10 protein-coding genes and 1 tRNA gene are annotated in these 14656 nt (G+C 64.8%); 5 read left to right on the top strand and 6 right to left on the bottom strand.

The features are described 5' to 3' along the window. The first annotated feature begins 90 nt into the window (after positions 1 to 90). Genes AC2FNA_RS20420 through AC2FNA_RS20410 form a run of 3 tightly spaced genes read left to right on the top strand, consistent with a single transcriptional unit; the run spans position 91 to position 8167 of the window. Positions 91 to 2856, top strand: coding sequence for a S8 family serine peptidase (locus AC2FNA_RS20420; RefSeq protein ID WP_496829705.1), 2766 nt, complete (start codon positions 91 to 93; stop codon positions 2854 to 2856). Next, complete coding sequence (locus AC2FNA_RS20415; protein WP_496829702.1) at positions 2853 to 4859, top strand: trypsin-like serine peptidase; 2007 nt, start codon at positions 2853 to 2855, stop codon at positions 4857 to 4859. Before AC2FNA_RS20420 ends, AC2FNA_RS20415 begins: the two co-directional genes overlap by 4 nt. Continuing rightward, a complete protein-coding gene (locus AC2FNA_RS20410) occupies positions 4859 to 8167 on the top strand; it encodes a hypothetical protein (RefSeq protein ID WP_496829700.1) in 3309 nt (1102 codons plus the stop codon). The genes AC2FNA_RS20415 and AC2FNA_RS20410 overlap by 1 nt, the downstream gene beginning before the upstream one ends. Here AC2FNA_RS20410 and hisD read toward each other — a convergent pair. The 5 genes from hisD to AC2FNA_RS20385 form a co-directional block, all read right to left on the bottom strand. Next, on the bottom strand, positions 8164 to 9465 hold the full coding sequence (gene hisD, locus AC2FNA_RS20405) for a histidinol dehydrogenase (RefSeq protein WP_496829698.1): 1302 nt from the start codon (positions 9463 to 9465) through the stop codon (positions 8164 to 8166). The two genes, AC2FNA_RS20410 and hisD, sit on opposite strands and share 4 nt — an antisense overlap. Before the next feature lie 101 nt (positions 9466 to 9566). After that, complete coding sequence (locus AC2FNA_RS20400) at positions 9567 to 10106, bottom strand: GNAT family N-acetyltransferase (protein ID WP_496829696.1); 540 nt, start codon at positions 10104 to 10106, stop codon at positions 9567 to 9569. Continuing rightward, positions 10106 to 10582, bottom strand: a complete 477-nt coding sequence (locus AC2FNA_RS20395; RefSeq protein ID WP_496829694.1) for a DUF2948 family protein — start codon at positions 10580 to 10582, stop codon at positions 10106 to 10108. Before AC2FNA_RS20395 ends, AC2FNA_RS20400 begins: the two co-directional genes overlap by 1 nt. Continuing rightward, on the bottom strand, positions 10582 to 11847 hold the full coding sequence (murA, locus tag AC2FNA_RS20390) for a UDP-N-acetylglucosamine 1-carboxyvinyltransferase (protein ID WP_496829692.1): 1266 nt from the start codon (positions 11845 to 11847) through the stop codon (positions 10582 to 10584). Before murA ends, AC2FNA_RS20395 begins: the two co-directional genes overlap by 1 nt. Positions 11848 to 11853: 6 nt before the next feature. After that, entirely contained in the window at positions 11854 to 12009 is a 156-nt protein-coding gene (locus AC2FNA_RS20385) for a hypothetical protein (RefSeq protein WP_234145743.1), read from the bottom strand. Between the two features lie 126 nt (positions 12010 to 12135). Between AC2FNA_RS20385 and AC2FNA_RS20380 the strand changes: the two genes are divergently transcribed. Both AC2FNA_RS20380 and AC2FNA_RS20375 read left to right on the top strand, forming a co-directional pair. Next, a tRNA-Thr gene (locus tag AC2FNA_RS20380) sits at positions 12136 to 12210 on the top strand. 656 nt (positions 12211 to 12866) lie between these two features. Further along, complete coding sequence (locus AC2FNA_RS20375; RefSeq protein WP_496829690.1) at positions 12867 to 13187, top strand: hypothetical protein; 321 nt, start codon at positions 12867 to 12869, stop codon at positions 13185 to 13187. 1270 nt (positions 13188 to 14457) lie between these two features. On the opposite strand, the gene AC2FNA_RS20370 is transcribed toward AC2FNA_RS20375, so the two are convergent. Beyond that, positions 14458 to 14656: hypothetical protein (locus AC2FNA_RS20370; protein ID WP_496829689.1), on the bottom strand; the 199-nt coding region annotated here is incomplete at its 5' end.

Genomic DNA, 14656 nt, shown 5'->3' with positions numbered 1-14656 from the left:
AGGGTTTTTCTTCAAATCACGGGGCGTCGGTGCTATTGTTGCGGAATATTTGAGACCTGATTTCCCATTCGCATATTGAAGGAGACCGCCATGCTGGACCTGTTGAAAGCCGCGGCACGGGTTGCAACACCCACGGGGCGAGAGGCGCTGCCGACCGATATCCTGTCCTTTACGCTGGAATATCCCGAACCGGTCACCGCCGAGGCCGCGCGGGGCGCCATCGCGACGCTGCTGGAAGGGGACCGGTTCGACCTGTTCCGCGCGACCCAGGCGGATGAGGACATGCTGGTCCTGCAATTCCCGGGCGTTCCGATCGAGCAATCGCCCGGATACCTCTTTGCCGAGGCGGCGGCGTTGAAAGAGGCGCTGGGTCTGGTTTCGGTCACACCCGATATCCTGCCACCCTTCACCGATGCCGAAAGCGTGCCGCCCCCGGTCGAAAACGTGGGCGATGTGATCTGGGACCTGTGCCGGGCGCATACGCCGCCGCTGGCGGATCGCAACTGGGCGCTGCGGTTGATCCGGGCGGACAGGGCGATGTCGCGGTTCGGGGTTACCGGCGCCGGTCAGCGGATCGGCCAGCCCGATACCGGCGTGGCCGCCCATAACGAACTGGATCACGGTATCGACATGGCGCGGGGCTACAATTTTGTCGACAACACGCCGGACCCGACCGATCCCCTGTTGCCCTCGATGGGATCGCCAGGCCATGGCACCGGCACCGCATCGCTGGTGATCAGCCGCCGGTCGGGCCGGGTAAACGGCAGTGCGCCGCGCGCCTCGCTGGTACCGTTGCGGACCAATAACGCGGTCGTGGTCGGGTCCTGGGTTCCGGTGGCGCGCGCGCTTGATCATGCGCGAGCCCAGGGCTGCCGGATCGTGACCATGAGCTTGGGCAGCGGCTTTGGCCCACGGGTGATGCGCCGGGCTGTGGCGCGCGCGGTCTCGGCGGACATGATCGTGATGGCGGCGGCGGGCAATTGCGTGCGTTTCGTCACCTATCCCGCCTTTGACCGCAACGTGATCGCGGTGGCCGGGGTCGACCATGCCGGGCAGCGCTGGCGCGGCTCGTGCCGGGGCCCCGAGGTCGACGTCTCGGCCCCGGCCGAGAACCTGCATGTCGCTCGCCGTCGCCCGGGCCAGACCGATCTGAGCGATGTGACCGATACCGGGCAGGGCACCTCCTTTGCCGTTGCACTGACGGCCGGGGTGGCGGCGCTGTGGCTGGAGCATCATGGCTGGAGCGCGCTGCGGCAGGAGGCGCATCGTCGTGGCTGGCCGCTGCAAGAACTGTTCCGCGCCGCGCTGCGTCAGACCGCGCACGCGCCCGCAGGCTGGGATCACGGCCTGATGGGCGCAGGCATCGTCGATGCCGAGGCGCTGCTGGCACTGGACCCAGCCGACATCGTCGGGGGTGCGGTCTCGGAAAGCGCAGGTCCCGCCGAGCTGCTGTTCGGCGCCGATTTCAACGCAGGCGGCTTGCAGGCCGAGGCGGAATACCTGGCCTTCGACTGGCGGCTGCGCGAACAGCCCGAAGCCTCGGTCACGGTCGAGAACGCGATGCGCGAAATGCCGTCTCCGGCGCTGGCTGCGCTGCTGGGTGATCGCCAGCCGCTGGGTGAACCGGGGCTGGTGCTGGCCCCCGCCGCGCCACCCGCGCCGCTGGACCACGCCTTTCGCCGCTTGGCTGCCGGGCGCGGCGGCACGACTGAGAGCGCCGCTGACCTCAGCTATGAGGCCTCGGTCGACCGGCTCAGGGGCGAGGGGCTGGAAACCGTGATGGAAACGGTCAACGACTTGTTCAAGGCGCGGGCCGAGTCCGCGCCCGATCTGGTCGATACCGCCATGCAGGCCGAAGCGGCAGACAAGATCCGGCAGGCGGTGCAATCGCATCTCGACCCGGACCGCGATGTTCAGCTCAGTCCGGGCGAGGTGGGTTTTGCGCTCGAGGCGCTGGTCAAGCTCAGCGGCCGACCCGCGATCCGGGTTCAGGCGGACGGGTCCGAACTGTTCGATCCGCTGCTGGGCAGTTGGCGCGCCGATCTGTTGACGGCGGTAAACCGCTGGCAACCGCTGGTCCGCGCAGTGGGCCGTATCGACGCCCGCAACCCGCAAGGGGTCTGGGTGCACGTGGGCACCGGGTTCCTGCTGTCGGACGGACTGGTGATGACCAACCGTCACGTGATCGACGCCTTTGCCGAACCAATGCCCGAGGAAAACGGCCGGCGCCCGTTCAAGCTGCGCTTTCCGGTCTCGATCATCTTTGATCCCGAGGCCGCCGACGAGACCACCCGCTATACCCTGACCGAGGTGGCGACGGCGGGCGCGGCGCGTATCGGGCGGACGGTCAACATGGCGCGGCTTGACATGGCGCTTATGCGGATCGACCCCAACAATGGTCATGCGCCCCCACCAGATCCGATCGACCGGGGCCTGATCTCGACCACTGATCCGGCGCTGACCAAGATCCTGGTGGCGGGCTATCCGGCCGAGCCGCGCAATGTGCGCGGACCCGATCCGCGCGAGGACCAGGACACCTATCTGGCCTTCTGGGCGCGGCTGGGCGAGCTTTTTGGCGATCGCTACGGGGTGAAATACATCAGCCCCGGCATGATCGAGGCGCGCCCCGGCGCGGTGGCGGGCGATCCGCGCGGCTGGGCCTTCAGCCATGATGCGACCACCTTGCCCGGCAACTCGGGTTCGGCCATCCTGTCGCTGCACAATCCGGGCCAGCTCTGCGGGCTGCATTTCGGCGGGCAGTCGATGGAGACCAACCTGGCGCATGATATTCAGGCGGTGCTGTGGATGGGCGACGGGGCTTTTGCCACCGGGTTGCTGAACGGGCAGGGGGAATGACGGAACAGGACTGGACCGAAGAACGGCTGATCTCTTGCGTGTTGGGCGTGGTGCGGGGGCTGCATTTCGCCCGCCCGCAATTGCGCGGCTGGTACGATAGCTGGCTGTCCGCCCGGCGTCTGCCGGGGGCACCGGTCAGCTTTGCCCATGCGATGGTGGTGACAGGGCGCGGCGGCGGGTTGGACCCGGCCCGCGACGCCGATGCGCTGTGCCTGGCGCTGGCCGCACTTGGCGGGCCGCAAGCGGTGGCCGACTGTTTCGCCGCCGCCGTGTCGGCGGGCCTTTTCGATATCGGAGCCGAGGCGCCCTTGCCGGTGCACCGTCGTCAACTGGCGCAAAAGATGATCAGCGCGCTGGGGTTGAAGCGCGCCCATGCCACGCTGCAACGGGCCAATACCGAGTCCCTCGTGAACGAAACCGCGTTCTGGACCGATCCCGGCAACATCCTGCCCGGCATCATCCTGGGACGCAGACGGCTTTGCCGGGTCGAGGCCCGGAATGATATGGGCGATCGGGTCACCGGCAGCGGGTTTCTGATCGGCCCCTCCATGGTCCTGACCAATTTCCACGTGATCAAGGATGTGATCGAACTGGACCTGGAACCGGGCGATCTTCAAATACGTTTCGACTATTCGTCGACCACTGGCATCGAAGAGGGCAAGGGCGCCGTGTTCGACGTGGCAGAGGACTGGCTGGTCGCCCACAGCGAGACCGGGCCCGTTCTGGAGGAAGATTACGCCTGGGACAAGCTGGCCAAGCGGCGTGGCTGGCTGAACGCGGTCGAAGGGTTCTGGGATTATGCTGTCATCCGGCTGACCGGAGCGCCGGGCCTGCAACGGGGTTGGTTCGATCTGGCGCGGGTAACACAGGACGTGCCGAACGGGGTCTGGATCCTGCATCATCCGGGTTCTGAGGAACACACCATCACCGGCGGCAAGGTGGTCTATGGCCAACCGCGCCAGCACCGGCTGTTCCATCAGGCGACCACGGCGCACGGCTCCTCGGGCGGGCTGGCACTGGACCAGAATGGCCAGCCGGTGGCGCTGCACTATCTGGGACTCGAGGCCCTGACCCCGCCGCCCGATGCCCGTCATCACCGCGCGCTCAACGTGGCGGTGCCGCTCACCTCGATCGCCGCGGATCTGACGGCCAAGGGGATGCTGGGCAAGCTGGCCGAGATCCCCGGTCTCAGCCCGGTGGGGGGCTGTCTGGACGGGCGCCGCCCGGTCTTTGGCCGGGCCGATTACATCGCCGCGCTGGAGAAGCTGTGGAAGGGCGACCGCCGTATTCTGCGGGTACATGTGGAGAACGATGAAGACGTGCCGGTCACCCGCCCCGGCAAGAGCTTCTCGGTCGAGATCCTGCGCGCACTCTTTGCCGCGCCCGAGCATCACCATATCGTGTTTCGCGCCGGGGACGTGCAGGTCGACGCCTATCGCATGGCCTGCGATACGCTGGCCAGCTTTGCCCCCGATGCAGTGGCCAGCCTGCCCGAAGCGCCCGACACGACAACGCCCGCCTATGTCAAACGGCTGGTGTCGAAATTCATGCAGCAAGTCAACGAGCGGCTGGGCGACCGCATGGTCTGGATCCTGCTCGACGATCTGGACCGGCACGACCTGTCCGATGCCTCGGGGCGCGAATTCCTGTCGACGCTCTATGACCAGATCGGGCGGCAGGACAATCTGCGGCTGGTGCTGATCGGCCTGCGCGAAGATATCCAGATCAACGGGCTCGACCCCAGTCTTGTGTTGAAATCGGCAATCCGCACTCGGGATCTGGCCGATCCGGGACAGGTATTCCGTCAGTGGCTGAACATGCGCGGGGCGCGGGACAAGCCCTTTGACGAGACCAGCCTTGGTTTTCTCAGCAATATCGTCGCCTCGCTCGCTGGCGCGAACGCGCCGCTGGAGCGGATGTCGGAGTTTGTCGAAACCCATGTGGCGGGTGCGGCGGATGCGCTGTTTGGACGGGTCGGCGCACGGGTGGGAGAGGACGAGTAATGCGAGAGGCCCTGATCGATCTGGCACACGAGCTGAGCGCGGTTTGCGGCTGCTACGAACCTGACGAGCTGTGCGACGCACTCGGGGTCGACGGACGGCCCGACCTGCGCCACGACGTGCTGGGCGCGCTGTCGCGCGGCGTGACCGAGGTTCTATGCCCGGCGCCGGGGGCGGCGCCCCGCTATGGCTGGATGCTGGCACCCGATCCGCGCAACGCCGCGCTGCGCGGGTTTCTCACGCGGGCGCAACTGGATCAGGCGTTGGAACTGGCACCGGCGCCTTGGCATGACGACCTGTTCGGACAGATGCTACACCAACTCTTGGCTGGCGCGCAGGTCGAGGTGGCCCGACCCAAGGGCAGCGATGACGAGACTCGCCTGCTGAGCCATCTGCGCCACAACGCCGCCATCCTGGACGCGGTCCAGTTTGCCCGCGCGGTGCCAGCGTTGGAAAACGCCGGGTTCGAGGCGCTGGAAAGCGAGGCCAAACGGCAAATCCAGGAGGTGCAGAAATGGCGCGATCTGGTCATCGTGCTGCCGCGCCGCCATTTCGGCTATGACAATGTCCGTCGCCGCCTGTCCCGTTTTCTGCGTGGCAAGACCGTGGATACGCGCCCGCTGCTGCTCACCGGTACCGGGGGCATCGGCAAATCGGCGGTGCTGGCGCGACTGTTGCAGGATTGGCAGACCCGCCGTGACGCGCCGATCACCGTGATCCTCGATTTCGACCGGCCGCAACTGAAATCCGGGGCACCGTTCCAGATTGCCCGCGAGATTCTGAACCAGATCGCCGTGGGCGTGACCCGCACATTGGAACCACCCGAGGCCGCTGCGAATGTGTCCAAGCAACTGCGGGCACGGCGGGCAGCCCTGTCCTCGACCGATCTGATGGGCGAGGTGCGCGATCATGGCGCCCAGGCCGATTTCCTGGAAAGCCAGCTGCCCGGCTGGTTCCGGGGCGACTGGGCGCATGGTTTGCGCTCGCAGCCCATCGCGCTGGCCTTTGACAGTTTCGAGGCGGTCGACCGGCAGGGCGGCGAGGTGGTGCGCCTGATCCTCGACGTCGAGGAACAGTTCCGCCGCGAGCTGCCCGGCCTGCGCTGCGTTCTGTCGGGTCGCGCCGAGCCGCTGGAGGGCGACGAGCTGGACGACCGCTTTGGCCCGGCTTCGCGACGCATCCCACTGGAGGGCCTCTCGGTCGAGGCGGGCGCGCAGCTGATCGAGGAAGAGGACCGGCGCCTCTCCGAGGAGGACATGCAGCGCAAGGGCCTCGACCGCGCCCCGGTATTGACCGACGAGAGCTTGCGTCACACGGTCAGCCGCCTGCTCAAGGGGCATCCGTTGGCGCTGCTGATCTTTGTGCAATACGCGCGCGGCCACGACGGCGATATCGCCGATCTGATTGCAGACCTCGAAGAGGATGGCGCCGAAGCGTTCCGCTCGGAATTCGCCCATCGCTTCCTCTATGAACGCATCCTCGACCGGATCGACGACCCCGAATTGCGCAGCCTGGCGCATCCCGGTCTGGTGCTGCGGCAGATCAATACCGACCTGATCCGCTTTGTGCTGGCGGTGCCCTGTCTGGGCCTGCCGCAGGGCACCGTGCTGCCGCAGGGCAGGGCCGAGGCATTGCGCGAAAAGCTGGAGAACGAATACTGGCTGGTCGAGCCGGGCGAGCCGCCCTTTGACCTGCGCCACCGCGCCGATGTGCGGCGGATGATGGTGGCCGGCCTGTTTGCCGGCCCGCGCGAGGCCGATACCGCCGCCGACCGCAAGCGCAAGGCGCGGCTGCGCGAGGATGCTCTCGCTGTCTGTTCCGCCGCGCGCGATTATTTCCGGCTGGGTCCGCCCGATGGCGCCGATCAGGGCGCCCGCCAAAGGTGGGAGCGGATGGACCCCGAGATGCGCGATCTTCAGGCGCTCTATTACGAGGCGTTTCTGTCGCCGCGCGAGGTGCCGGAATTTGATGCCGTTACCGCGCGCGCGCTGGACCTGTCGCTGGGCGAGGATCTGGACACCCTGCCCGCCGCCTGGCGGGCGCGGGTGAATGTGCTGCTGGGCCGGGTTTTGAGCAAGGAAGAAGCGTTCGATCTGGGCGATGACCTGCGCGAACTGGCCGAGAAACAGGAATTCACTTCGGCCGCGCAGCACGGGCTGAGCACGGCAGACGAGGATTTCACCACCGTCAGCGAAGCCAGTCAAAGCCGCGCCGCTGATCCGCTGGGCGTGCGCGCGCATGAGGATGTCTATCGCCCCGACGGGTCCGACTGGCGATCAGCCTCGCGCCTGTCGCGCGACATCCAGCGCGCCTTTGCCGCCGCCCGGTTCGCCGAGGTGGCCGACTTGGCGCCGCGTTATTTCGAAGCATTGCAGACTCGCAGCAAGGGTGAGGCAGAAGAAGATAAGGCAAGTGCCTTGCAACGCGGATATTGGAGGCATCCGATCTGGCAATGTCTACTGGTGGCAGGAAGCGGTATGGATACCGCTGCGATGGCCGAGAGCGCACAGAGCCAAATCAATGACAGCCCTGGCTTTGTCGATCACCACCCCTCGGTACTGAGCTCGATTGCCTATACCCATACGGAGTCCGATGCGCAGGTTGCCGAAGGGTTTGAAAGCCTGCGTTACTCGGGGTTTCGATCCTATATCGACGCTTACCGCCTGTCCGAGGGGCGGTTGGATGAATGGTTTGGCCGATGCTGGCCAAGCCCATTTCTGAGCGAACGGTATGTAAAGCCTGGAAATATGATTGCACCCTCTCCCCGCGCACTGGCGTTGGCCGCGGGGCGGGTTACGCGTGCTGCCGACGAATTTGGAACCCTTGTCGAGGCCGCCCCCGACCTGGCCGGTCGATTGGAGAAATTCTGGTCCCATGGCGCGCCGGGGATTTCGGATATCGCCAACCTCTACCGGCGCTTCGGCGAAGAAGAGGACCTGACCCGGTTGCTGGCCAGCGATACGCTGCCGCAAACGGACCTGGCGTTTCGCATGTTCCGGGGGGTGAACCCCGACCTCTATCCGCCCTTGCGGCGCATCCTTGAGGAGCAGGAGGGCGAGGTGGTGCTGCGTGTGGCCGAGGCGCTGGCCCAGCGGGCCCGTCACTGGCCCGAAGAACTGCGGATGTCGGCGCTGAGCGGGTACAGCCGCAACCAGTCGGCAACGCTGGTCGAAGTGGCCGATCAATGCGGCGAGCTGGGCACGCTCTGCGCCTGTCTCGCGGAATTCGACAGCCGCGCGGGGACCGTGCGCGAGATGTTCAACAGCCTCACCGCCTGGTTCTTTCCCTTTGCCCGCGATCTGGAGATCTAGCCGTTCAACCGGTCAAGCCGGGCCTGAACCGAAAGGCCGTGCGCCTCGAGGCTTTCCGAACGCGCCAACTGCGCGGCCGCCGGGCCGATGGCGCGCAACGCCTCGGGGGTCATCCGCGACATTGTGGTGCGCTTGAGGAAGTCCATCACGCTCAGCCCTGACGAAAACCGCGCTGAGCGCGCGGTGGGCAACACGTGGTTCGGGCCACCCACGTAATCGCCGATCGCCTCGGGTGTATACTGGCCCAGGAAGATAGCGCCGGCATGCACGGTTTTGGCCGCCAGCGCCTCGGGATCGGCGACGCACAGTTCCAGATGCTCGGGCGCGATCCGGTTCGACAGCGCCGCCGCCTCGTCCAGATCCGCCACGGTGATGACGGCGCCGAAGTCGCGCCAGCTGACACCGGCGATGGCGCGGCGTTCCAGTGTCTCGAGCCGCTTCTCCACCGCATCGGCCACCGCCCGGCCAAAACCGGCGTCATCGGTGATCAGGATCGACTGGGCGCTCTCGTCATGTTCCGCCTGAGAGAGCAGATCGAGCGCGATCCAGTCGGGGTCGTTATCGCGGTCTGCAATCACCAGAATCTCGGAAGGGCCGGCGATCATGTCGATGCCCACCTTGCCGAACACCCGCCGCTTGGCCGCTGCAACAAAGGCGTTGCCGGGGCCGGTGATCTTGTCGACAGGTGCGATGGTATCGGTGCCATAGGCGAGCGCGGCAATCGCCTGTGCACCGCCGATGCGATAGACCTCGTCAACGCCCGAGATCTGCGCGGCCAACAAGACCAGCGGGTTGACCTGCCCATCCGGCGTGGGCACGGCGATGGCCAGACGGCCGACACCCGCCACCTTGGCCGGGATCGCATTCATCAGCACCGACGAAGGGTAGGAGGCCAGACCACCCGGCACATACAGCCCCGCCGCCGAGACCGCCGACCAGCGCCAGCCCAGCCGCGCGCCGGTGTCGTCGGTCCAGTCCGCGTCCTGCGGCATCTGCCGCTCATGATAGGCCCGGATCCGCGCGGCGGCCAGTTCCAGCGCGGCGCGTTCGGGGGCGGGCACCTCATCGACCGCTTGCGCGATCTCTTCGGCGGAGAACCGCAGCGTCTGTGGCGTCAGCGCGATCCGGTCGAACCGCTCGGTCAGTTCGATCACCGCCGCATCGCCGCGGGCGCGCACATCGGCGATGATCCCGGCCACCACCGCATCGACATCCGGGCTGTCCTCGCGCTTGGCACCCAGGAGGGCGGCAAAGGCGGGCTCGAAATCGGGCTGACGGCTGTCGAGGAACTGGGGCATCTGGCTCTCCTTTGGCGCTGACATAACCGGACTGCCCGCCCGCCTCAAGCTTCACTCGCTGCGGCGCGGCAGCGCGCGGCGGACTCAATCGCCGACAGCGTTCAGCGGGCGAGTGTCTTGGTCATTGGATGGCCCAATATCCAACGACCTTGCCGAGCTGGGCCATCGGCCTGCCAGCCGCGCGACAGGTAGAAATCGCGCGCCGTCGCAGTGCTGGTCAAAACCCCGCGCGTGACGCCCTGATCGCTCAACCGCGCCTCCATCCCCGCCAGCAGGGCCGTGCTGGCGCCCTGTCCCCGACAGGCGGGATCGACATAGTTGAGCGTGATGCGCCCGGTACCAGCGCCCCGGTCGATCTCGGCCAACGCGCCTACGGCCGCAATCTGACCAGCGCGGATGAGCAGCCAGAACTCCCAACCCTCTGCCATCATCTGCGCGCGCAGCGCCTGCGGCGTCTTGTTGGCGCACCAGCGCGCAATCGCCGCTGCATCACCGCCATGATCGGCAGTGCACAGCTGGCTGATCGAGCGGGTCAGCACCCGCGACATGTCGAAAAGATCAAAGGGGGTGGCCCGGCGCAACAGCTCGCCCCCGGTGCCTGCGGGGGAAAAGGCCTGCGATATCCCCCGCTTGTTCTGCATCAGTCCGAGTGATGCGGAGCCTGGCGCGAGGGGGCCAGATAGGGCCGGGTCACGTCCTTGAGCGTGACATCCACCGCCTCGACCATCAGCCGGATGGCACCATCGCCCGCCAGCGTCAGCAGAACCTGCCCGGCGCCATCAGTGTCCGGCTCGAATGTCACGGACAGCAGCGACAGAACGGTATCGGTGTCGGTCCGGTCGATACCCTGACTGGCGACACCCAGCACTGTGTCGATCACCAGCAGCGACTGGACCCGCTCATAGTCGCGCCCGCGCTTGTCGGCGGCGACGCGATCCTCCCACCGGAACCGGTTCAGCAGCAGGGCAAACCGGCGCGAGCCGGGGCGCCAGGACATTTCGGTGATCGGAAACACCGCGTCCTGTACCAGGGTCGAGATGATCTTGAGGTCCTCGCCATCCTCGGCGCCCAGGTTCAGCGGCGCCTCGCGCCCGTCCTTGAATGTTGCGTCCGACATCAGCCTTTGATCCGTTCGATTTTGGCGCCCACCGCTTCGAGCTTTTGCACCACATGCTCATATCCGCGGTCCAGATGATAGACCCGGCTGACCAGCGTTTCCCCTTCGGCGGCCAGCCCCGCCAGGATCAGCGACACGCTGGCGCGCAGGTCGGTGGCCATCACCGGCGCCCCCTTCAGCCGTTCAACCCCGCGCACGGTAGCTGTCCCGCCATGTACCTCGATCCGGGCGCCCATGCGGGTAAGTTCGGGCGCATGCATGAAGCGGTTCTCGAATATCTTCTCCTCCAGCACGCTGGTGCCGTCGGCCGTACACAAGAGCGCCATCATCTGCGCCTGCAAATCGGTGGGAAACCCGGGGAACGGTTCGGTGGTGACATCGACGGCCGAGACACGGCCATTGCGGCGGCTGACCTTGAGGCCCTTGTCGGTCTCTGCAACGTCGATACCGGCGGCGTCCAGCTTTTCTACAAAGGCACCGATCAGGTCGAGCCTGCCGCCCAAGAGCTCGACCTCGCCGCCGCAAATGGCGGGGGCCAGCATATAGGTGCCCAGTTCGATCCGGTCGGTCACCACCTGATGGGTGGCCCCATGCAGCCGGTCAACGCCCTGGATTTCAATAGTCGGGGTGCCCTCGCCCTCGATCTGCGCACCCATCGCGCGCAGACAACGCACCAGATCGACGATCTCGGGTTCGCGGGCAGCGTTCTTGAGCACCGTGGTGCCCTTGGCCAGGGTGGCGGCCATCACCATGTTCTCGGTCGCGCCGACCGAGGCAAAGCGCATCTCGTGCACGGCCCCTTTCAGCCCGCCGGGCGCCTTGGCGTGCAGATAGCCGTCGCGCAGCTCGATCTCGGCCCCCAACGCCTCCAGAGCCTCGATATGCAGGTCCATCGGGCGGGCGCCAATGGCGCAACCACCCGGCAGAGAAACCACCGCATGACCCAGCCGTGCCAGCATCGGTCCCAGCACCAGATTCGAGGCACGCATCTTGCGCACGATGTCATAATCGGCGGTATGGCTGGTCAGGTCGTGGCTGGACATCGCCAGCACCTTGCCATCCTGCAAGGCCGACACTTCGGCTCCCAGCGATTGCAGAAGCAGCGTCATCGTCTTGATATCGGACAATCGCGGCGCATTGGTCAGCGTCAGCGGTTCTTCGCTGAGCAGCGTGGCGGGCATCAGCGTGAGGCAGGCATTCTTTGCCCCTGCAATCGGAATCTGGCCACTAAGCGGCCCGTTGCCGGTAACGAGAATCGAATCCATCTGCTCTTAACCTTTGTTGTCGTTTTCCGCGTCGGCCTGCGCGGTTCGCGCCTTGGCCTGTGCCTTGCGCCGGGCCAGATTGGCCTTGAGCGCGGCCTTGAGCCTGTCCTCGCGGCCCGCCGGTGCGGATTTGCTTTTTGAAGGGGTTTTTTGCTCTGCCATACCCTTTCTCTACAGGAGGTGAAAAAAACCGTCCAGATGCCCTTGCGCCGCGTTTCGTTTGAGTCTAATCACCCGCTCACCGCGACGCTGTGGCTCAGAAACGGGCCGGCCGCGTCGACACAGCGGGCTGCCGTAGCTCAGGGGTAGAGCACTCCCTTGGTAAGGGAGAGGTCGAGAGTTCAAATCTCTCCGGCAGCACCAGAAACCCCCGAAAATATAAGAAAAAAATCCACTCGCCTTAATCGGGTTTGTCTGCTCATCCAGCATTGCTGGATAAATGCTGGATGGATGTTCCTGATTTGGTCCCGTGTCTGCTTGTTTGCGTCCGCCGACCTACGGGGCTTTGTCGCCCTTCGGACCCACCACCGCCTCCGTAAAAGTTGCCGCCGCCGTGCTGGACAAAAGGGTCTGCATGGCCCCCCATCGGGACGCTGCGGTCAAAGGACCGGGTGCCGGGATCGCGGACAGCAAGGCGTTGACGGCGGGGACAGCCAGCAGGTTGTAAACGGACTTGAGCGCGGGAGGCCGCAATGCACGGGCTTTTGGGGGTAGAAAACCGTCCCCCGAAGCCCGAAAGAAGATCGACGGGTTGGTGAGGTTGTTGAAATGAACACCAGCTCACGGATACCTCAAACCTCGGTTACACGTGAGTTAAAGCGGGCTGACTATCGCTAAAAGTTCAATAGACTGTAAGCGTTGGAACGCCCCCGCCGGGGGCGTTCGACTGGCCCGGGCGACCAGACTTTTTCACAACAGCCCACACACCAACTGAATGGACGGACTGCACAACCCGCCGACCTTGCCGCTGGCGGGGCCGCTGGCGGCTTGCCTGTTCGCTCCGAAAAGAAAGAAGAACCATGAAGAAAGTACCTGCCTTCGTTTGCTTGTGCCTTGCCGTCGCTGCTTGTGCCAAATCCCCCGATGCAATCGCGCCCGTGTCCCTCGGGGATGCCTATGCCAAGACGCCCTGCAAGAAGGCCCGGGCCGATCTGGCGGCGGAAAAGCAGCTGCTTACGTCTCTGGAAGCTGCACAGCGCGAAGCCGTCAGAGGGGACGCAATCGGGGTGTTCCTGATTGGCGTCCCGGTTGGTTCACTAACCGGCGGCGACAAGGCCGGAGAGATTGCCACTTCGAAAGGCAAGGTGCTGGCGTTGGAAGGGCGGTTGGCTTCCTGCTGAGAAGTAAGCCGACCGAAACGCCGTTTTCCTCGACCTTTACGAACCCCGCCCCACGGCGGGGTTCTACTTTTTGGGGCCGATGCTGCGGTTTACTAGCCGCCCATATCCACAGGTCATCCATAATGTGTATCCACAATATGTGGTGTATTCCTGATATTAATACGCGGAACAATCACCTCATATAGTGTCAAGCCGTGATAAACTGTTGTGCTCACATCGCTGGGTCCACTAGATTTGTTCCATGCAACCTACGACTGATTCGTTGGTAGCCGGGCGAACCGGCGCGTTAAAGAGAAAGGAGGGGGGAGCATGAGGCCTGCGTGGAACAGTGAAGAAACAGCGCTAGTGATCATGTCACTAACGCTGCTCGTCAATATTCTGCAACTTCTAAAGTAGTTGTAGACCTGGCCGGGGCGCGGCAACGCCTCGGCCCACATACGCACCATAACCACATCTGGACCGGCCTGCCTAGAAGATTTTCCCACTAAAGCGGGAACGGCAACAATCCGCCAGTGTGGCACCAAGAGACCCCGCCCAACGGCGGGGTTTTTCCTTGTCCGTCGTGTCGTGTCTGCCGGATAAGACGCCGGATAGAATGCTGGATGGACCCCGCGAAATCCAGCATTTCTTGTCTGTTTTGTCCTATAGTGTCTGCTTGTGTCTGCCAGAATTATGAGCAAGCGCCTTAATTCATTGGTTTGTGGTGTCTTTTTTTGTAGTAGATCTGTCTGGATCGGCCCGTTGGTAAGGGAGAGGTCGAGAGTTCAAATCTCTCCGGCAGCACCACTTCTCAACGAAAAAGTGTTCTGTTTACTTGGTCATCCTCGGGGTCAGGTCCTGTTCACGCCGCGCAATTGCTGATCGAGAAAATGCTTCTTGTAGTGCAAAACTGATCGGCACCCGCCCGTCACAGAACCCATCGCATGGAACCGATTGGGAGAGGGGCCATTCAAGAACACCCTGATATGGGAAACTTGATTGCTCAATCTATCGGGACTCGGGCGTACATGGATACCAGCGATCCGGTGTGCGCGTGCGAGGGTTTCCCGGAAATGCCGCGGCAAACCTGTCTACGCGCAAGGGAGATGGGCGTGACAGGCGCCATGTCCTTGGCAATTCTGGGCGGTGAAAGCGCCGACCGGGCCGGCTCAGCCGGGTCTTTGGTCTCAAAGTACAACAGTTTCGCGGACACGGGGCGCAGCGAGCAATTCCCGCAGGACATTCGGGCAGGCCTGCGCCTGCCCGAATTCTTGAAGCCCGGTCGCGGGTCTCAGACCAACGGCAGATCCCAAATCCGCACATCCTGATCGTCGAACCGGAAGTATTCCACGTCGATCAGGCTGTCGTTGCCATCCGGACCAACAACCGTCACGCGGTTATCGGCGGTCCGTGTCAGGGTGTAGTCGGCCAGATCGCCATCGAACAGCGCATAGTCCGAAGACCCACCACCATCGATGGTGTCATTGCCG

The organism is Ruegeria sp. YKSD163 (assembly GCF_059612905.1).
Note: the sequence above shows the minus strand (reverse complement) of the source record. Positions and strands in the feature narration are given on the sequence as shown.